This window comes from Streptomyces sp. NPDC111520, from assembly GCF_055635295.1.
Window position 1 is genome coordinate 65,065 of sequence record NZ_JBVKBW010000011.1, and the last position, 18,416, is coordinate 83,480.

Sequence of the window (18,416 nt, forward strand, 5' to 3'; positions counted from 1 at the left end):
GCGGCTGCGGCGTCGGTGCCGCCCGCCGCAGCCGGTTCGGGACCGGTGTTGAGGTTGATGTCGCCCTCCAGGGTGAGCGGTGCGCTGACGCGACCGGGTTCCTACGCCGTCGGTACGCCCCGCACGGCCGTCCCGCGGGGCGTGACCATCATCCTCACAGGAAGCGGCGGATGGGCGCGGTCGCCACCTCCTGGGCCCGCTCCAGCGCGGGACGGGTCCGCCAGAGGTCGCCGTCGACGGGCTCGCTGCGCAGCAGGTCCTCGTCGAAGTGGGCGTCGAGGACGGAGGTGAAGGACTCGTCGAGGACGGCCAGCATCACCTCCTCGTCGTGGTCGAGGGAGCGGCGGTTGAAGTTGGTCGAGCCGATCAGGGTGGCCACCCCGTCCATGGTGATGACCTTGGCGTGCATCATGGTCGGCAGGTAGTGCCAGATCCGCACGCCGCAGTCGATGAGCCGCTGGTAGTAGCGCTGCCCGGCCAGCTGGCAGACCCGCTTGTCGGTGTAGGGGCCCGGCAGCAGGATCTCGACCTCCACCCCGCGCGCCGCCGCGTGGCAGAGCAGGCCCACGAAGTACGGGTCGGGGGCGAAGTACGCGGTGGCCAGCCGGATGCGCTGCTCGGCCGAGGCGATCACCACGCGGAGCAGGGTGCGCATGTCCTGCCAGCCGACGCTCGCCGAGCCGCGCACGACCTGGACGATCGCGCCGCCGCTCTGCTCGTGCTCGCCGAAGCGGTCGCGTTCGTCGAAGAGCCCGTTGCGCCGGCACTCGGCCCAGTTCTGCGCGAAGGCCGCGGCCAGCCCGTCCACGGCGGGGCCGGTGACCCGGACGTGGGTGTCCCGCCACTCACCGGGGTGCCGGGCGTCGCCGGACCACTCCTCCGCGATGCCGACCCCGCCGGTGAAGGCCACCTCGGCGTCGACCACCAGGACCTTGCGGTGGCAGCGGTGGTTCTGCTTGAACGGCGAGAGCCGCACGGGCTTGCGGAACCAGGCGACGTCCACGCCCGCCCGGTCCATGTCGTCCAGCAGTCGCTGCTCGATCAGCCGCCCGCCGAAGCCGTCGAGCAGCAGCCGCACCCGCACCCCTTCCGCCGCCTTGGCGGCCAGCGCGTGCGCGAAGTCGCGCGCGATCTGGCCGCGCCAGTAGACGAAGGTGGTCATGTCGACGGTGTGCTTGGCCGCTCGGACGGCCTCCAGCATCGCGGGGAAGATCTCGTCCCCGTTCCGCAGGGCCTGCAGGCGGTTGCCCTCGGTCGCGGCGATGCCGATGAGCCGTTCCAGGCGGCGGCGGAGTTCCTGCTTGCGGTCGGCGGCGGAGCGCTCCGGCCGGTCCCCGTCCGTACGGTCGGTCTCCTCCAGCGATGCGCCCATGGCCGTCGTGCCCCCCGGTTCCTGTGCCGCCGCGGCCCCTCCGGCCGCGGCGTCGCGTGGCGTACTCCAGCCGTATGCCCTGCCGGGGAGCGGTTATCCGGAAGTGACTAGACGTTCCCGTGGGGCCCGGGGGACTCCTTCCTGCCGCGCAGCACCTTGGCCCGGCCGGCGAGCGGCACCGTCGCCGCGAGGAGCCCGGCCGCGAGCGCGGCCGCGCCCCAGGCGGGGGCGGGCCGCCAGTCCAGTCCGAGGACGTGGTCGAGCGACCACTCCCCCGGCCCGGTGAAGCCGAGGCACGCGGCGACCGCGCCGTACAGGAACGGAACCTCGCAGCCGCCCTTCAGCGCCCAGAAGCCGTTCGGCGCCGTCGAGGCGGCGGCCACCGTCATCGTGCCGACGACGACCGCGCAGCCGCCCGGGGTCAGCAGTCCGGCCGCGACCGACGCCGCCCCGGTCAGCTCGGCCACCGCGGCGACCAGCGCCATCCGCGGCCCGGGGAGGATGCCGTAGCGCTCGAAGACGGCTCCGGTGCCCGTCAGGCCAGCACCGCCGAACCAGCCGCGCAGCTTCTGCGTGGCGTGGCCGAACAGCAGGGCGGCGAGCAGCAGTCGGAGCAGCAGCAGCCCCAGGCTCATCTCTCGGTCCTCCTTCGTGTCGCCCGTGTCGTTCCCGTCCCCCGTGTCACCGGCCGTGGGTCGAGGAGCTGCGGTAGTCGGTGTAGGTGTAGGGGTTGTCGAGCACCTTCGTCTCCGGGACGTCGGGGTTCATCCCCTTGCGCCACTCCTCCTCGCCCATGGCGGACCGCAGGTGCTCGACGGTGCGCTCGACCTCGTGCCGCACCGCGCCCAGGTCGACCCCCAGCAGGCGGTGCTCGTGCTTGACGACCCGTCCGTCGACGAGCACGGTGTGCACGTCGCCTCGCTGCGCCTGGAAGGCCACCTGCCCGTACGGGTTGAGCAGCGGGAAGGAGACCGGCGAGTGGTCGTTCTTCAGCAGGACGATGTCGGCCTTCTTGCCGGCCTCCAGGCTGCCCAGGTCGCGCTCGCGGCCGAGGGCCCGGGCCCCGCCGAGGGTGGCCCACTCCACCACCTGGTCGGCGCGCAGCGCGCAGTGGGTGACGGTCTCCCCCTTGGTGTGCGCCTCCAGGTGGGCGCGGGCGCGGTCGGCGCCGAGGGTGGTGCGCATGGCGGAGAACAGGTCGCCGCTCCACCACACGCTGGTGTCCATCGACAGGGAGACGGGGATGTCGTGCGAGCGGAGGGCCCAGGTCGTCGGGTAGCCCTGGCCGGCGCTCTGCTCGCTCTCCGTCGACACCGAGACCGAGCCGCCGGTGGCCGCGATGCGGTGGTAGGAGTCGGCGCTGAGCGTCGAGGCGTGGACGTACACCGTCTCCGGCGTCATGAAGCCGTTCTCGTACATCAGGCGGATGCCGTCGTCGTCGGTGGCGCCCCACACCCCGGCGTGGGTGGTGACGGGGACGCCCAGTTCGCGGGCCACCTCGAAGGCGGGCTTCTCGGGGAAGGCGGGGTCGCCCGTGACGTCGAAGGCCAGTTGGAAGCCGAGCATGTCGTCGCCGTCGACGCGGCGGCGGACGAAGTCGCGGAACTCCGGCGCGGCCGTCCATTGCGCGGGCGCCTGCTGGATGTTGCCGTAGGCCAGGACGAAGCGGCCGGGCACCGAACGCAGGGCGTCCACGGCGGCGTCGGCGTGGTCCACGGTCTGCAGGCCGTGCGACCAGTCGACGACGGTGGTGACGCCCGCGTCGAGGGCCTCCACGGCGGCCAGCCGGTTGCCGGCGTGGACGTCCTCGGGGCGGAACTTCCTGCCGTGCTCCAGGTAGTACCAGACGAAGTACTGGGTGAGCGTCCAGTCGGCGCCGTAACCCCGCATCGCGGTCTGCCACATGTGCCGGTGCGTGTCGATCATGCCCGGCATGACGATGCCGCCCGTGGCGTCGACCTCCGCCGTCCCGTCGGGCACGGCCAGTCGCGGACCGACCGCCGCGATCCGGTCGTCGACGACGAGCACGTCGGTGTCCGCGAGGACCTCGCGCCCGCGGTTGACGGGGAGCACGGTCCCACCGCGCAGAACAATGGGCCGCCCCGGAGTGAATGCCTCGACCTTATCCATCATGAACTCCCTTGGCCGCTTGACGGACACGAGTACGCTATTCGGCCGTCGAATCGAGCGCTAGCCTCGCGACGCAGTTCGGGAGGCAGGCGCGCCCGGCCCGTACGGAAGCTGTCGCAGAACGAGACACCGCCATGACGGCCGCTCCTGAAACGGCCACGGCAGGGGCGATCACCCTTGACGCCCCCGGCCTCCGGCAACAGAATCAGGCGCACGGACGGCTGTCCGTCCTGCGGTCAGACGAAAGGTGACACCGGATGTCAGAGAGCACCGCGCCTGCGCGACCGGGCCCGGCGGGCCCGCTGTCCGGGCTGCTGGTGGCCGATTTCTCCCGGATCCTCGCCGGGCCCTACGCCACGATGCTGCTGGCGGACCTCGGCGCGGACGTCGTCAAGGTCGAGGGCCCGCGCGGGGACGACACCCGCAGCTGGACGCCCCCGGTGCGCGGCGAGGTGTCCACCTACTACCTCGGGATCAACCGCGGGAAGCGCTCCGTCGCGCTCGACCTGCACGACGAGGCGGACCTGGCGGCGGCACGCGAGCTCGCGCGCCGGGCGGACGTCGTCATCGAGAACTTCCGGCCCGGCGGCCTGGCCAAGTACCGGCTGGACTACGCCTCGGTGCGCGCCGCGAACCCGGCTGTCGTCTACGCCTCCATCAGCGGCTTCGGCACGGGCGCCGGGCGCGACGTGCCCGGCTACGACCTGATGGTGCAGGCCGTCTCGGGCCTGATGAGCCTCACCGGCGAGCCCGACGGCCCGCCCTACCGGGCCGGGATCTCCGTCTTCGACGTCATGGCGGGCAACCACGCCGCCATCGGCATCCTCGCCGCGCTGCGGCACCGCGACGCCACGGGCGAGGGCCAGCACGTCGAGGTCAACCTGCTGTCGTCGGCGCTCACCGGGCTGGTCAACCACAGCTCGGCCTACGTGGCCGGGGACGAGGTCCCGTACCGGATGGGCAACGCGCACCCGAGCGTGTTCCCCTACGAGCCCCTCCCCACCGCCGACAACGACCTGATCGTGGCCGCCGCCAACGACGGCCAGTTCCGCAGGCTGTGCGAGGTCCTCGGCATCCCGGGGGTCCCCGACGACCCGCGGTTCGCGCGCAACGCCGACCGCACCGCGAACCGCGGGGAACTGCGGCCGCTGCTCGTGGAGCAGCTGGTCAAGCGGGGCGCCGACGAGTGGTTCGGGCTGCTGGTCGAGGCCGGCGTGCCGAGCGGGCCGATCAACACCATCGACGGCGGCTTCGCCCTGGCCGAGCGGTTCGGGCTCGACCCGGTCGTCACCGTGGGCGAGGGCGAGCGCGCGGTGCCCACGACCCGCCACCCGGTCACCTTCTCCGCCACTCCCGCCGTGTACCGGCTGCCGCCGCCGGAACTCGACGAGCACGGCGCCGAACTGCGCGCCTGGCTGGCCCGCGACCCGGAGGACACCCGTGACTGACCCGGCCTCCCCCGGCGGCTACCCCACCGCGCTGGGCGCCTCGGACCGCGGGAGCATCACCCTGCTCGGCCAGGACCTCGCCCGGGACATCATGGGCACGGTCGGCTTCGGCGAACTCGCCTTCTGGCTGGCGGCGCAGCGCCGCCCGAGCCGCGGCGAGACCCGGGTCTTCGAGGCCGTCCTCGCGGCCCTCGCCGACCACGGCTTCACACCGACGGCCATCGTCACCCGGCTCACCTACCTGTCCGCGCCGGACTCCGTCCAGGGCGCGCTGGCCGCGGGGCTGCTCGGCGGCGGCTCCCGCTTCCTGGGCGTCACCGAGGACACCGGGACGTTCCTGCACGGGGCCCTCGCCGCACACGGCGAACCGCCCCGCGACGACGCCGGCTGGGACGAGCTGGCGCTCCGTCTGGTCCGCGAGCGGCGGGCGGCCGGCGGCTTCGTCCCGGGCCTCGGCCACCACGTGCACAAGGACGGGGACCCGCGCACCCCACGGCTGATGGGCATCGCCGCCGAGGAGGGCCTGTTCGGCCCGCACCTGTCGCTGTTCGCGGCCATCGGCCGGGTCCACCCCGAGGTCCTCGGCCGGACCCTGCCGCTCAACGGCGCCGGCGTGTGCGGTGCCGCGCTCGCCGACCTCGGGCTGCCGTTGCCGCTGCTGCGCGGCTTCGCCCTGCTCGCCCGCACCGCCGGGCTCATCGGCCAGCTCGCCGAGGAGATGCGCGACCCGGTGGCGAACGACATCTTCCTCTCCGTCGACCTGAACAACCGGCCCGTCCCGCCACGGCCGGTCCCGCCCCGGCCCGGCACCGAATCCGCAGGGAACACCAAGGAGTGACCATGTTCGTCAACGAGGAGAACCTCACCGAACTGGCGGCCCAGCGCTGGGCGACCTCGCACGACGCGCGCCAGGCGGAGCTGCTGTCCGCGCTGGTCCGCCACCTCCACGCGTTCGCCCGCGAGGTGGAACTCGGCGAGGACGAGTGGATGGCCGCGATCCGGTGGCTGACCGCGGCGGGCCGGATCAGCGACGACAAGCGCCAGGAACTGATCCTCGCCTCCGACGTGTTCGGGCTGAGCACCCTCGTGGTGCAGCTGAACAACAGGTTCGCGCCGCGGGCGACCCCGGCCACCGTGCTCGGCCCGTTCCACATCGACGGGTCGCCCGCCGCCCCGTACGGCTTCGACATGTCCGACGGCGTCCCCGGAACGCCGCTGTTCATCACCGGCAAGGTCACCGACCTGGAGGGCAAGCCCGTCCCCGGCGCCGTCCTCGACGTGTGGCAGGCGGACGCGGACGGCGCCTATGAGGCGCAGCTCCCCGAGGTCGACGAGGCCCGGCTGCGCGCGAAGTACCGGGCGCGGGAGGACGGCACCTACTGCGTGCGCACCATCGCCCCGCGCGGGTACGCCATCCCCATGGACGGACCGGTCGGCGACCTGGTCGGCACCACCGACATCAGCCACTTCCGGCCGGCGCACGTGCACTTCCTCGTCGACGAGCCGGGCTACGAGAGGCTGATCACCCATCTGTTCCAGGAGGGCAGCGACTACCTGGACAGCGACGTCGTCTTCGGGACGAAGGAGGCGCTGGTGGTGCGGTTCACCGAGCGTCCCGCGGGCACCGCTCCCGACGGCACGTCGCTCGACGTGCCGCATCTGCACGCCGAGTTCGACTTCGTCCTGCAGCCCCGCTGAGAGGCCGGGCGGCGCGCCGGGGCCGGCGGCCGCCCGGCGTACGCCTCAGCCGGCGGCGGTGCCGCCGGGGGCCGGCGCCGCGGCGGGCCGCCGGACCTCGCTGTGGGGGCGGCTCTGCCACAGTGCCCAGTCCGCCGACACCTCCCCGGCCGCGCGCAGCAGCAGGGGGAGGTAGGTGCCGGTGAGCACGTCGACGCCGGTCTCGGCGGCGTGCACGGTGACGTTCATCGCGGCGCGGACGACGCCGTCCCCGTCCCGCACCGGCACGGCGACCGACCGTACGCCGGGCGCGAGTTCCTCGTCGGCCAGCGCCCAGCCGCGGGCCCGGACCGTGCGCAGCTCCGCCGCGAACTCGCCGGGCGCCCGCCGCGGTAGGTCCGGCAGCCCGGAGCGGCTGGGCTCGGCCAGGACGGCCGCCAGCTCCTCCGGGCCCAGGGCGGCCAGCAGCACCTTGCCCTGGGAGGTCTGCGGGGCGGGGAACCGGGTGCCGATGTCCACCCGCAGCGCGATGATCTTCGGTACGGATACCCTGGCCACGTAGACGATGTCCGAGCCGTCCAGCTGCGCCATCGAGGACGACTCCCCGGTCCGCGTGACCAGCGCCTCCATGTGGGGGCGGGCCACGTCCCACAGGCCGAGCGAGGCCACGTACGACATCCCGAGGCGCAGCACGCGCGGGGTGAGGGTGAACGCGCCCTGGTCGGTGCGGACGTAGCCGAGTTCCTCCAGCGTCAGCAGCAGACGGCGCGCGGTGGGGCGTGCCAGCCCGGTGGCGGCGGCGATCTCGCTGAGCGTCAGCCGGCGGTGCCCGGCGCCGAAGCAGCCGAGCACGTCCAGGCCGCGGGCCAGCGCCTCCACGAAGTCGGGACCGCTTCCGCGCCCTGCCATCCGATGCCTCCCGGGTCCACGTCCGCGATGCCCCGTCCACCGGTGACCGCAGGGCGGACCGTCCGCAGCCGGCGTCGCGCCTGCGTCCGTTCCCCTTCGGCGGTCCCGGCCGCACGGACATCCTCTCGGCGGCCATTGTACGGACGATCGTCCGCGTCGGGCGCCCTCCCGCCAACCGTCAAGCACACCGGCCCGGCAGTCCTTTCCCGCGCCAGGGCCGACCGGGACATAGTTTCATCTGCCACCCATCAGGCTACGCGGCATCCGCGGGCATTTCGGTGATCCCCTCCGAGGACATCCCCACACCGCCCCCCACCTGCACATCAACCGGTCACACAGCGCCACTTTACCGACGGCTGGATTCCCTTTGACCCGGACTTGCGCAGCTGATTGCCCGCCGACGAGAGAACCCCTCTTCCCCCTTGTGACGTGCAACTCCTTTTCCTCCGCGGCGCCCGCACGGATTTAGCATCGGGAAACGCATGACGGACATTCCGGTACATCAGTGAAGAGGTCACACCATGCCGATCCCCGTGTCCCAGGCCCTCGACGAGCAGGGGCAGACCGCCGCCGACAAGGCCGCCGGCCTCCTCAGTCCGGGCCGCTACCTGGTCAGCTCCCTGCTGGCCGGCGCGTTCATCGGGATCGCGGCGGTGCTGCTGCTCACGGTCACCGGACCGCTGGCGGCCGCGGGGTCGCCGTTCACGAAGCTCGTCCAGGGCCTGCTGTTCGCCGTGGGGCTCGTCCTGGTGGTCTTCGCCGGCGCCGAACTCGCCACCGGCAACATGATGACCAGCGTCCAGGGCGTCCTCGTCCGCAGCATCAGCGGTGCCAACGCGGCCGCCCTGATCGTGGGTTCGTTCGTGGGCAACCTCATCGGCTCCGTGCTCTTCGCCCTGGTGGTGCACGGCAGCGGGGTCATCGGCGCCGGTGCCGCTCCCGGGCGCGCCGCACCGGCCCTCACGCTGCTCACCTCCCTCCTCGAGACGAAGGCCGCGGAGTCCGGCTCGGCGCTGTTCTTCCGCGGTGTGCTCTGCAATTTCCTGGTCTGCCTGGGCGTCTGGATGGCCGCGCGGACCAGGTCGGACGGCGCCAAGATCACGCTGATCTTCTGGGCCCTGCTGGCGTTCGTCGGCTCCGGCTTCGAGCACGTGGTGGCGAACATGACGTACTACTCGCTGGGGATGTTCGAGCACGTGCCGGACGCGACGGCCGCGGGCTTCGCGCGCAACCTGCTGTTCGTGGGCCTCGGTAACCTCGTCGGCGGCGGCCTGCTGGTCGGCGCCGCGTACGCGTTCCTGGGCCGCGGCAGGCCGGGGAGGCCCGCCGGCGGGCCCGCCCCCGCCGAGGCCCCGGAGTCGGTCCCGGTCTGAGCGACGCGGACGGCGGGCCGGCGGTGTACCCGGAGGACCACCGCCGGACCGCGCCGGTCAGTGCGCGTTCCCCCGCGGCTTCAGGGGCACGCGCGGCAGTTCGGGGGCGGGCAGCGCGTCGCCGTCGTAGCCCTTGACCTCACCGAACCGGGTGCCCGTCATCCAGTCGGCACGGGCCTGTTCGATGTCCTGCTGGGTGCGGCCGATGAAGTTCCACCACATGATGATCCGCTCGCCCAGGGGCGGCCCGCCGAGCAGCACCGCCAGGGCGGGGGCGTCGGAGTGGTTGGTCAGGGTCAGGGTGTCGCGGCCGGGGGCCAGGTAGCCGAGCTCGGCCGGGCTCAGGCGAGTGCCGGCCAGCTCGACGTCGCCGCTGTCGACGAGCAGCCCGTGCTCGTGGGCCGGGTCGACCGCGAGCACGACGGTCGCGCCGGGGTCGAGGACGAGTTCGGCGCCGAGCAGCGGGGTGAAGGTCGGCACCGGCGAGGTGTCACCCGCCAGGGACCCGAGGAACACCCGTGCCACGCCCCCTTCGAGCGCCACGGGCTCCGGGACGTGGTGCTGGAAGGCGGGGGCGGTGTCGCGGTGACGCTCGGGGAGCACCACCCAGAGCTGGACGCCGTGCAGCACGGTGGTGCGCTCGGTGGAGACCTCCGAGTGGCTGATGCCGTGCCCGCCGGTCATGAGGTTGAGCTCGCCGGGCCGCACGAACGCGTGCGTCCCGAGGCTGTCGCGGTGTTCGATCTCGCCGCTGAAGAGCCAGCTCACGGTCTGGAGCCCGGTGTGCGGGTGCGGCGCGACGTCCATGCCCCCGGTGTCGGAGACGTCGTCCGGACCGTAGTGGTCGGCGAAGCACCAGGCGCCGATCAGCGAGCGGTCCCGCTGCGGCAGGGTGCGCCGCACGGTCATCGCACGGGGTCCGCCGAGCGGGACGTCGCGGGCGGACAGGATCTCCACGGTGGTGGCTGCCCGGGACTCGCTCATGTCGCGCTTCTCACACGTCGACTGCTTCGAACTTCAACAATCATGGTCCCGATGATACGGCGATGCCCGCGACGGACGACGGCGCATCCCGCGACGGCCGGAGACGGCCCGGCGAAGGAGTGCTGGTGAGCGACACCACGGCGGTACGGCCGAGCAGGCGGATCTTCATCGACAAGCAGAGCCCGCGCGCCTACAAGGCGATGGTGGCGGCCGCCGAGACCGTACGGGCCGTGGCCGCCGAGGCCGGCCTCGAACGCGACCTGGTGGAGCTGGTGAACATACGCGTGTCGCAGCTGAACGGCTGCGCCTTCTGCCTCGACCGGCACACCAGGGCCGCCCTCACCGCCGGCGAGACCCCGCAGCGGCTGAACGTACTGCCGGCCTGGCGCGACACCGAGCTGTTCACCGCGCGCGAGCGCGCCGCGCTCGCGGTGGCCGAGGTGACGACGGACCCCACCGACGCCGGCGCCCAGGAGCAGGCCTACCAGGCCGCGCGCGAGGTGTTCGGCGACGACGAGCTCTCCGCCCTCATCTGGGTGGCGATCACCATCAACTCCTTCAACCGGGTCTCCATCCTGAGCAAGCACCCGGTCCGCCCCGGCCCGAGGCAGTGAGGCCGTCCCGTACGCGCGGGGCGCGCCCCAGCCGTACATGACGGCGGGGTCGCGCCCCGCGCGTGCACGGGCGGGTCAGCCGTTCGCCTCGCGCACCGCGCCCGGGCCGGACTGCACGCGCTCGACGTACTCCGGGGCGAGCCGGCTGACCTCGTCGAGGGCGGCGAGGTCGTCCTCGGTGAGCGTCAGCTCGGCCGCGGCGAGGTTGGCCTGCAGCTGATCCATGCGGCTCGCGCCGACCAGCACGCTGCTGACCCCGGGCTGCTGCATCACCCAGGCGAGGGCCACCTGGGCGTCCGTCGCGCCGTGCCGTCCGGCGATCTCGTCGAGGCGGTCGACGACGTCGTAGCCGCGCGTCTCGTCGACCGGCGGGTTCGAGGCCTGGCCCCAGCGCGTCGACAGGTCGCGCTCGGTGCCGCGGCGGAACTTGCCGCTCAGGAAGCCGCCCGCGAGGGGGCTGTAGACCAGCAGCCCGAGGTCCTGGTCACGGACGGCGGGAAGGACCTCGCGCTCGATGTCCCGGCCGACGAGGGAGTAGTAGGCCTGCAGGGAGACGAAGCGCTCGAGGTCGTGCACGGCCGAGATGCCCAGCGCCTTCATCAGCTGCCAGGCCGCGAGGTTCGAGGCGCCGATGTAGCGCACTTTGCCCTGCCGCACCGCGTCGTCGAGCGTGCGGAGGGTCTCCTCGAGCGGCGTCAGCTGGTCGAAGCTGTGGATCTGGTAGAGGTCGATCCGGTCGGTGCCCAGCCGCCGCAGGCTGGCCTCCAGCTCGCGCATGACGTGGACGCGGGACAGGCCCATGTCGTTGGGGCCGGCGCCCATCCTCGCGAAGACCTTCGTGGCGAGGACGACGTCGTCGCGCCGGCCGCCGAGGATCCGCCCGAGCACCTCCTCCGACTCCCCGTCGGAGTAGATGTTCGCGGTGTCGATCAGGTTCACGCCGGCGTCGATCGCGGCGTCGAGCATCTTGCCGGACTCGGTGTCCCCGAGGCCGCCGAGCCTCTTCCAGAACTCGTGGTCGCCCCCGCCGAAGGACATGGTGCCCAGGCCGAGCCGGGACACCAGGAGGCCGGTGTTGCCAAGTCGCGTGTAGCGCATGTCGTCGTCGCCTTGCCTTTGCGTGTCACTGCCGCACGGTCCGGACAGCGGTGCACCGTCGGGGGCACATCGGACAGTATGCACGACATGATGTCGGACACCATGTCCGAGGCACTACCGTGACCTGCGGCGGAGACCACGCACGTCCGGCCGACCAAGGAGCAACACGCATGGCATCGATCACCCGCCCGACCCGCCAGACCGGACGCCGCGCGGAATCGGAGGCGGCGGTACTCGCCGCCACCGAGCGGCTCCTCCAGGCGGGCGCCACCTTCACCGAGCTCGGCGTCCAGCGCATCGCCGCGGAGGCGGGCGTGGCGCGGTCGACCTTCTACCTGTGCTTCCGCGACAAGACCGACCTGCTGATCCGGCTCACCGCGCACATGAAGGAAGGGCTGTTCCGGATCGGCGGCGGCTGGCGGCCGACCGGACCGGACGGCGGCCCCGACGGCCTGGCGTCGATCTACGCGGAGCAGCTGGCCTACTACCGAGAGCGCGGCCCCCTGCTCGCCGCCATCGCGGAGGTGGCGAGCTACGACGCCGAGATGCGCGAGGCGATGGTGCGCGAGCTCGGCCGGTTCACCCGGCACATCGCGACGCTGATCGAGGAGGAGCAGGAGGCCGGCCGCCTCCACCGGGGGGTCGACGCGGAGGCCGCCGCACAGGTGCTGGCCTGGGGCGGTGAGCAGGTCATCGCGCGCCAGGTGGCGATGGGCGACCCGGCCCGGGACGAGGCGGTCGCCCGGGACCTCGCCGAGTCGGAGTGGTACGGCACCTTCCGCCGCCCGCCGGCCTGAACCCTGCCCGCGGGGCGGATCGCATCCGGTCCCACGCCGGAACGTACGTCGGCCGAGATTTGACTCAGTCAATTCTCGGCCTTACGTTCGAGGGGCGGGGCGACGAGAGCCGCGCCCCTCCCCCACCCACCCGGAGCGAACTCCCGTGAAGTGCTACGACTGCGTCCAGGAGGCGCGCCACGACAGCGAGGGCATCGGCGTCTGCACCCGCTGCGGCCTGGTCACCTGCGCGGACCACTCCCGCGTCGTCCGCCTCCCCGTCCACCAGCCAAGGGGCCTCGGCCGGGCGACCAGCCGGCTGCCCGCGCGCCGGGTCGTCTGCGCCACCTGCCACACGGCCGAGACCGCCGACTGAGCGCGCCCGTACGGCACCCCGACTAGAATTGACTTCGTCAAATCTCTTGCGCAGCCGCCGAAGGAGCGTGACGCCGCCATGGAGCAGTCAGTGGGCGACCTGCTCAAGAGCAAGGGGCTGCGCAGCACGGCACAGCGGCGCGCCATCCTCGGCGCCCTCCGGGGCCATCCCCACTCCACCGCCTCCGAACTCGAGGCGCGGATCAACGTCGGCTCCCCGGGCGCGGGTGGACTGTCCAAGCAGGGCCTCTACAACGTGCTCGACGACCTGACCCGGGCACAACTCGTCCGGTGCATCGAGCCCGCCGGCTCCGCCGCACGCTACGAACTGCGAGTCGGTGACAACCACCACCACCTGGTGTGCCGCGGCTGCGGCCGCGTCGAGGACGTCGACTGCACGGTCGGCGCGGCCCCCTGCCTGGAGCCCGTGGACGACAAGGGCTTCACCGTCGACGAGGCCGAGATCACCTGGTGGGGCCTGTGCGCCGACTGCCGGAAGTCGACCGCGGAGGCGTGAACGACCCAATCGGCACAGCTGCCTGACGCGACGTCACATCACTGCCAGGCGCTCCCTGAGCCGGCCCGGGGTGGTGAAGAGGTGGCCGCGCATGCCGGCCGCCTCCGCCGCGCGGACGTTCTCCGGGCGGTCGTCCACGAAGAGGATGCGCGCGGGGTCCCCGCCCACGGCGTCCCGGCACCCGTGGTAGGCGTCCGGGTCGGGTTTGGCGCGGCCGGTGCGGCAGGACAGGGCGCGCACCCGGAAGTGCCGCAGCCAGGTGTGGCGGGTCTCGTAGTGGACGGCGAGTTCCTCGGGGATGTTGGAGAGCAGCCCGATGCGACGCCCTTGGGCGGCGAGTTCCCCGACGAGGGCGACCATCGAGGGGTCGACCGCGCTCCAGCTGTCGACGTCGGCGGCGACGAGCGCCGCGGTGCGCCGGGCGTCGAAGCGGGTGCCCAGGGCCGCCGCCACCCCGTCCCAGTATGCGGGCCCGGTCAACTCCCCGCGGTCGTAGGGAGGGCGGAGTCCCCAGTAGGCGTCCCAGAAGCCGGCCGCGGGCACCCCCGCCGTACGGACCAGCCGTTCCCTGCCCTCCGCGGACTGGGGACGCGCGATGACACCGAAGAGGTCGAAGAGCACGGCGCCGGCCACGCGGTCACACCTGCCGTACCGTGACGCCCGCCGCGGACAGCGCGCCGACCGCGTCCCGCGGGGCCGAGTCGTCCGTGACGACGGCGTGCAGCGCGCCGGCGGGGGCGACGAAGGCGAGGGCGGTGCGGGAGAGCTTGTCGCCCTCCGTCACGGCGATGACACGGCGGGCCGAGGCGATCGCGGCGCGCTTCACGGCGGCGTCGTCCAGGTCGTAGGCGGTGAGGCCGTTGGCGGCGTTGAGCCCGCAGCAGCCGATCACCGCGGTGTCGAAGCGCAGCGCGGCCAGTGAGGCCTCGGTCAGGGGGCCGGTGAGGGCCAGTTCGCCAGGGCGTGGCCGTCCGCCGGGGACGAGCAGCGTCAGGTGCGGGGCGCCGGTCAGGGCGTTGACGGAGTGCAGGGACAGCGGCATCACCGTCAACCGGCGCGGTTCGAGGGCCCGGGCCACCTCCAGGCAGGTCGTACCGCTGTCCAGGACGACGGCCTCGCCGTCGGCGATCAGCCCGGCGACCTCGGCGGCGATGCGCCGCTTGGCCTCCTGCCCCTCCTGGGACCTGAGCCCGAAAGGCGGCTCCTCGCCGCGCAGCAACAGGCTCCGCGCACCGCCGCGGTAGCGCTCCAGGACGCCCTGGGCGGCCAGGACCTCCAGGTCGCGGCGGACGGTCATCTCCGAGGCGCCGGTGAGGGCGGCCAGTTCGGCGACGCCGAGGCGCCCCGCCTCCTGCACGGCCTCGGTGATCTGCCTGAGTCGGTCGGTACCAGCCATGACCGCATTGAACAGCTTCGACGTTCGAAAGGCAAGGTTTCGAAACCAAAATATGTTCGCTATGTTCGCTGCGTGAACAGAACACCTCGGGCCGCGCGGATGGCCACCTTCGCCTATTTCGTGCTCAACGGCTTCCTGCTGGGGATGTGGATCGTGCACATCCCCGAGATCGAGCACCGCACCGGGATCGGCCACGCCACGCTCGGCTGGCTCCTGCTGCTGCTCGGCGCGGGGGCCTTCGCGGGCATGCAGATCGTCGGCCCGCTCACCGACCGCCTCGGCGCCCGTGCGGTCGTACCGGTCAGCGCGGCGCTGTGCAGCGCCACCCTCGTCCTGCCGGGTCTCGCGGGAGACGCCTGGACCCTGGGGGCGGGTCTGCTGCTGCTGGGCATCGGCAACGGCAGTCTGGACGTGAGCATGAACGCGCACGCCGTCCAGGTCGAGCACGCCTACGGACGCCCCGTCATGTCGGCCTTCCACGCCACCTTCTCCATCGGCGGCGTCCTGGCCGCGCTGGTGGGCGCGCGCACGCTGAGCCTGGGCTGGAGCCCGGCCGGAACGCTGGGCGTCGTGGGCGCGCTGGGCGTCGTCGTCGCGGCCGCGGCGGCACCCGCCCTGCTGCGGCCCGCCGCCCGTGTCCAGGAGGCGGCGGACACCGGCCGGCCCGAACGCCGGGGCACGCCGCGGCGCATCTGGGCGCTCGCCGTGCTCGCGCTGATGATCATGATGTGCGAGGGCGTCGCGAACGACTGGAGCACCCTGCACCTGAGCACGGTGCTGGACGCGCCGGCCGCCACCGCGGCGCTCGCCTACGGGGCCTTCTCCACCGCCATGACGGCCGGCCGCTTCGTCGTGGACCGCCTGGCGGCACGCGTCGGCCCGCCGGCCGTCCTGCGGGTCGGCGCCGTGGTGGCCGCGGCTGGGCTTCTGGCGGCGGCCCTGTCGCCCTGGGTGCCCCTGGCGGTGGCCGGCTGGGCCGTCTTCGGCGCCGGACTGTCGGGCTGCGTGCCCCAGTTGTTCAGCGCGGCGGGCCACGCCGATCCGGCGGCCGCGGGCGCCAACGTCTCCCGGGTCGCGGGGCTCGGCTACCTGGGCATGCTCGCGGGCCCCGCGGTCATCGGGCCGCTGACCCATCTCATGCCGCTCAACGTCACCTTCCTGCTGCCCGTGGCATGCTGTGCCGTCGCGGCCGCGGCGGCCGGCATCCTGCGCCCGCCCGCGCGCACCGCCCCGGCACGGCAGGAGGTCCCGACCGCATGACCGGCACCGACCGCACCGTCTCGGACACCGTGGTGACCGGGTCCTTCACCGTGAACTGCGACGGCGAGTCCCTGAGTTGCTCCTCCGTCCGCCCGGGCACGGCGCACGCGGGCCCCGGGGAACCGCTGACGGCCGTCGTCCTGCACGGCGCCGGCACCAGCGACCGCCAGCGGCTGGCGGGACTGCTCGGCGACATCGCCGACCGGGGTCGCCAGGCGCTGTCCCTCGACTTCTCCGGACACGGCGACAGCACCGGCCTGCTCGCGCGGTCCAGCCTGCGACAGCGCTTCCTCCAGGCCCGGGCGGTCGTCGACGGGCACGTCCCGCCCCGGCACCGGCTGGCCGTCATCGGCTTCAGCATGAGCGGGCAGACCGTCGCCGACCTGGTCCGGCACTACGGCGCCCGGGTGGCGTCCGTGGGCCTGTGCGCACCGGCCGTGTACGCGGCCGAGGCGTGGAGCGTGCCGTTCGGGGCGGGCTTCACCGAGATCATCCGTACGCCGGAGAGCTGGCGCACCTCGTCCGCCCTCGACGTCTTCCGCTCCCTGTCCGGCCGCGCGGTGCTGGCGACACCGGCCGCCGACGAGGTGATCCCGCCGGCCGTCACCGAGGCCGTCGCGGCCGCGCTCGGGGGCTCCCGCGCGCGCTTCACCCGGCTCACCTACCCGGACGCCGATCACCGGCTCGCCCTGTGGTTCACCGGCAACCCCGGGCCGCGCGGCCGGTTCGTCGACGCCGTCCTGCACGACGGGGCGTGAACTCCCGTTCCCGTCAGCTCCGTTCGTACCGGCGCAGCGCGCCCACCGAGCGACGGACGGCCTCGGCGTGCCCGAACAGCCCGGGCAGGCCCCCGGTGTGCAGGAAGACCGTGCGCTGTCCGCGGCGGATGTCCCCGTCGCGCACGGCGGCGGCCAGGCCCGCCATGGCGCGCCCGGTGTAGGTGGGGTCCAGGACGACGCCCTCGGTGGCCGCCGCCGTCCGCATCGCGTCCAGGACCGGTGCGTGGAGCGTCGCGTAGCCCGCGCCGACCTGGTCGGTGCGGATGCGCAGCGCCTCCGGGTCGACGGCGCGCCGGGCGACCGCACCGGCGAGGTCCGCGACGATCGCGGCGGGTCCGGTCACGGCGCCGCAGTGGACGCCGAGCACCCTCTCCTCCCCCAGCGCGGCCACCAGACCGGCCATGGTGCCGCCGGAGCCGAGGGCCACCACCACATGGTCGACGTCGGGCAGTTGGGCGCGGAGCTCCTCGCCGCCCTCCACGTAGCCGCGGGCGCCGGTGGCGCTGGAACCACCGAAGGGGATGAGGTGGGGCAGCGCGCCCTCACGGCGCAGGTGCCCGCAGACCTCCTCGGCCGCGTCCGCGAGGCCGGCCGGTTCGGCCTCCCCGGCCCAGACGACCCTGGCGCCGAAGAGCCCGTCGAGGACGAGGTTGCCGGTGCCGGACCCGGTCGCGGGTTCCTCGCCGGGGAAGACGAGCACGACGTCGAGGCCGAGACGGGCGCCGGCCGCGGCCGTGAGGCGGGCGTGGTTGCTCTGCGCCGCACCGACCGTCACCAGGGTGTCCGCGCCCGCGTCGAGCGCCTCGCCGACGGTCCACTCGAGCTTGCGGACCTTGTTGCCGCCACCGCCGAGGCCCATGAGGTCGTCGCGCTTGATCCACAGGTCGTCCGCGTCCAGGCCGAGGGCGGCGGCCAGCCTCGGCGCGGGCTCGACGGGGGTGGGCCAGGCGGACAGCGTGATCTTGCCGGGCATCGGCTGCGCTCCAAGGTTCTGTGCGGTGGTTGCCGGCGCTCCGGGCACCGGTGGACTCCATTGTGGGCGCTGCGTGGTGGGCGCCGCCGTCCGGCCCGCCGCTCCGGGAGGACGGACGGCGCGCGGTGGCTGCGGCCACGGGCCGGAGGGACACTCGAAGTCTCCCCACTCGACGTCTCCCCCTGAGGAGGATCGCCGTGAGTGAGTTTGAGCGCTCCATGAACATGACGGCCCCCGCGGACCGCGTCTTCGACCGGGCGGAGGACCTCGGCCGCATCGAGTCCTGGCTGCCCGGCGAACTGCACGTACGCGCCGCGGAACCGCCCGCCGTCACCGTCCACGACGACGACACCGGCCGCGACGCCGCCGCGCTCTTCCGGGCCGACCGCGCGCACAAACGGCTGGAGTGGGGCACCAGCGAGGACGACCGTTACGCGGGGTGGCTGCAGGTGGACCGCACCGGCGAACGCAGCAGTGAGGTGACCATCCACCTGTCGTTCGCGGACGAGGGCATCGCGCCCCCGGAGGACGTCGTCGACCGGGCGCTGGACGACAGCCTGCACCGTCTGTCGCGCATGGCCACCGAGTGAGTCGGCGGGGCGGCCCGCGCCGGGGCCAACTGTCGGCGCGGGCCGTCCCGCCGTAGCGAGGGGCCGGCGCCCGGGTGCGCGCACGTCCCTGCGGGCCCGGAAGCCCTGCCTCCGCTTCGACCCAACGTAGAACCCAGTTTGGACT

The 18,416-nt window shown here is 73.5% G+C and carries 20 protein-coding genes; 11 read left to right on the forward strand and 9 right to left on the reverse strand.

Annotation, left to right across the window (positions count from 1 at the left end):
* Window positions 1-154: 154 nt before the first annotated feature.
* The 3 genes from ACZ7MY_RS25750 to ACZ7MY_RS25760 all read right to left on the reverse strand — a co-directional run bounded on the left by ACZ7MY_RS25750 (window position 155) and on the right by ACZ7MY_RS25760 (window position 3,445).
* On the reverse strand, window positions 155-1,372 hold the full coding sequence (locus tag ACZ7MY_RS25750) for a phospholipase D-like domain-containing protein (RefSeq protein ID WP_499605162.1): 1,218 nt from the start codon (window positions 1,370-1,372) through the stop codon (window positions 155-157).
* Between the two features lie 107 nt (window positions 1,373-1,479).
* Window positions 1,480-2,007: a DoxX family protein gene (locus ACZ7MY_RS25755; RefSeq protein ID WP_499605164.1), complete on the reverse strand. Its 528-nt coding sequence runs from the start codon at window positions 2,005-2,007 to the stop codon at window positions 1,480-1,482.
* A 46-nt stretch (window positions 2,008-2,053) separates the two neighbouring features.
* Window positions 2,054-3,445, reverse strand: a complete 1,392-nt coding sequence (locus ACZ7MY_RS25760) for an amidohydrolase family protein (RefSeq protein WP_499605166.1) — start codon at window positions 3,443-3,445, stop codon at window positions 2,054-2,056.
* Window positions 3,446-3,759: 314 nt separating this feature from the next.
* On the opposite strand from ACZ7MY_RS25760, the gene ACZ7MY_RS25765 reads away from it, so the two are divergent.
* The 3 genes from ACZ7MY_RS25765 to ACZ7MY_RS25775 are packed head-to-tail and all read left to right on the forward strand — an operon-like array spanning window position 3,760 to window position 6,648.
* Window positions 3,760-4,950 carry a CaiB/BaiF CoA transferase family protein gene (locus ACZ7MY_RS25765; protein ID WP_499605168.1) on the forward strand — a complete coding sequence of 397 codons (1,191 nt, stop codon included), beginning with the start codon at window positions 3,760-3,762 and terminating at the stop codon, window positions 4,948-4,950.
* The gene (locus ACZ7MY_RS25770) at window positions 4,943-5,788 is read left to right on the forward strand and encodes a citryl-CoA lyase (protein WP_499605170.1); all 846 of its coding nucleotides are present in this window, start codon (window positions 4,943-4,945) and stop codon (window positions 5,786-5,788) included. The genes ACZ7MY_RS25765 and ACZ7MY_RS25770 overlap by 8 nt, the downstream gene beginning before the upstream one ends.
* A 2-nt stretch (window positions 5,789-5,790) precedes the next feature.
* On the forward strand, window positions 5,791-6,648 hold the full coding sequence (locus ACZ7MY_RS25775) for a dioxygenase family protein (protein ID WP_499605172.1): 858 nt from the start codon (window positions 5,791-5,793) through the stop codon (window positions 6,646-6,648).
* A 45-nt stretch (window positions 6,649-6,693) separates the two neighbouring features.
* Here ACZ7MY_RS25775 and ACZ7MY_RS25780 read toward each other — a convergent pair whose 3' ends face one another.
* A complete protein-coding gene (locus ACZ7MY_RS25780; protein WP_499605174.1) occupies window positions 6,694-7,536 on the reverse strand; it encodes an IclR family transcriptional regulator domain-containing protein in 843 nt (280 codons plus the stop codon).
* 521 nt (window positions 7,537-8,057) lie between these two features.
* On the opposite strand from ACZ7MY_RS25780, the gene ACZ7MY_RS25785 reads away from it, so the two are divergent.
* Window positions 8,058-8,909, forward strand: coding sequence for a formate/nitrite transporter family protein (locus tag ACZ7MY_RS25785; RefSeq protein WP_499605176.1), 852 nt, complete (start codon window positions 8,058-8,060; stop codon window positions 8,907-8,909).
* A 57-nt stretch (window positions 8,910-8,966) separates the two neighbouring features.
* Here ACZ7MY_RS25785 and ACZ7MY_RS25790 read toward each other — a convergent pair whose 3' ends face one another.
* Window positions 8,967-9,893 (reverse strand): pirin family protein, encoded by a 927-nt coding sequence (locus ACZ7MY_RS25790; protein ID WP_499605178.1) that lies wholly within the window; start codon window positions 9,891-9,893, stop codon window positions 8,967-8,969.
* 125 nt (window positions 9,894-10,018) lie between these two features.
* On the opposite strand from ACZ7MY_RS25790, the gene ACZ7MY_RS25795 reads away from it, so the two are divergent.
* The gene (locus ACZ7MY_RS25795) at window positions 10,019-10,507 is read left to right on the forward strand and encodes a carboxymuconolactone decarboxylase family protein (RefSeq protein WP_499605180.1); all 489 of its coding nucleotides are present in this window, start codon (window positions 10,019-10,021) and stop codon (window positions 10,505-10,507) included.
* A gap of 75 nt (window positions 10,508-10,582) precedes the next feature.
* Here the strand turns inward: ACZ7MY_RS25795 and ACZ7MY_RS25800 are convergent, their stop codons facing one another.
* On the reverse strand, window positions 10,583-11,605 hold the full coding sequence (locus ACZ7MY_RS25800) for an aldo/keto reductase (protein ID WP_499605182.1): 1,023 nt from the start codon (window positions 11,603-11,605) through the stop codon (window positions 10,583-10,585).
* 170 nt (window positions 11,606-11,775) lie between these two features.
* Here ACZ7MY_RS25800 and ACZ7MY_RS25805 point away from each other — a divergent pair, with 170 nt between their 5' ends.
* The 3 genes from ACZ7MY_RS25805 (at window position 11,776) to ACZ7MY_RS25815 (ending at window position 13,273) form a co-directional block, all read left to right on the forward strand.
* Window positions 11,776-12,402: a TetR/AcrR family transcriptional regulator gene (locus tag ACZ7MY_RS25805; protein WP_499605184.1), complete on the forward strand. Its 627-nt coding sequence runs from the start codon at window positions 11,776-11,778 to the stop codon at window positions 12,400-12,402.
* A 145-nt stretch (window positions 12,403-12,547) separates the two neighbouring features.
* Window positions 12,548-12,757 (forward strand): DUF2180 family protein, encoded by a 210-nt coding sequence (locus ACZ7MY_RS25810; RefSeq protein WP_499605186.1) that lies wholly within the window; start codon window positions 12,548-12,550, stop codon window positions 12,755-12,757.
* Window positions 12,758-12,835: 78 nt separating this feature from the next.
* Complete coding sequence (locus ACZ7MY_RS25815) at window positions 12,836-13,273, forward strand: Fur family transcriptional regulator (protein ID WP_499605188.1); 438 nt, start codon at window positions 12,836-12,838, stop codon at window positions 13,271-13,273.
* Window positions 13,274-13,306: 33 nt separating this feature from the next.
* Here ACZ7MY_RS25815 and ACZ7MY_RS25820 read toward each other — a convergent pair whose 3' ends face one another.
* Together ACZ7MY_RS25820 and ACZ7MY_RS25825 are read right to left on the reverse strand one after the other, a co-directional pair.
* Complete coding sequence (locus ACZ7MY_RS25820; protein ID WP_499605190.1) at window positions 13,307-13,906, reverse strand: HAD family hydrolase; 600 nt, start codon at window positions 13,904-13,906, stop codon at window positions 13,307-13,309.
* 4 nt (window positions 13,907-13,910) lie between these two features.
* A complete protein-coding gene (locus tag ACZ7MY_RS25825) occupies window positions 13,911-14,669 on the reverse strand; it encodes a DeoR/GlpR family DNA-binding transcription regulator (protein ID WP_499605192.1) in 759 nt (252 codons plus the stop codon).
* 72 nt (window positions 14,670-14,741) lie between these two features.
* Here ACZ7MY_RS25825 and ACZ7MY_RS25830 point away from each other — a divergent pair, with 72 nt between their 5' ends.
* Window positions 14,742-15,929, forward strand: a complete 1,188-nt coding sequence (locus ACZ7MY_RS25830; protein WP_499605194.1) for an MFS transporter — start codon at window positions 14,742-14,744, stop codon at window positions 15,927-15,929.
* Window positions 15,926-16,687: an alpha/beta hydrolase gene (locus ACZ7MY_RS25835; RefSeq protein WP_499605196.1), complete on the forward strand. Its 762-nt coding sequence runs from the start codon at window positions 15,926-15,928 to the stop codon at window positions 16,685-16,687. The genes ACZ7MY_RS25830 and ACZ7MY_RS25835 overlap by 4 nt, the downstream gene beginning before the upstream one ends.
* Window positions 16,688-16,700: 13 nt before the next feature.
* Here ACZ7MY_RS25835 and ACZ7MY_RS25840 read toward each other — a convergent pair whose 3' ends face one another.
* On the reverse strand, window positions 16,701-17,681 hold the full coding sequence (locus tag ACZ7MY_RS25840) for a D-cysteine desulfhydrase family protein (protein ID WP_499605198.1): 981 nt from the start codon (window positions 17,679-17,681) through the stop codon (window positions 16,701-16,703).
* Window positions 17,682-17,878: 197 nt separating this feature from the next.
* Here ACZ7MY_RS25840 and ACZ7MY_RS25845 point away from each other — a divergent pair, with 197 nt between their 5' ends.
* Window positions 17,879-18,271 (forward strand): SRPBCC family protein, encoded by a 393-nt coding sequence (locus tag ACZ7MY_RS25845; RefSeq protein ID WP_499605200.1) that lies wholly within the window; start codon window positions 17,879-17,881, stop codon window positions 18,269-18,271.
* The last annotated feature ends 145 nt before the right edge of the window (window positions 18,272-18,416 follow it).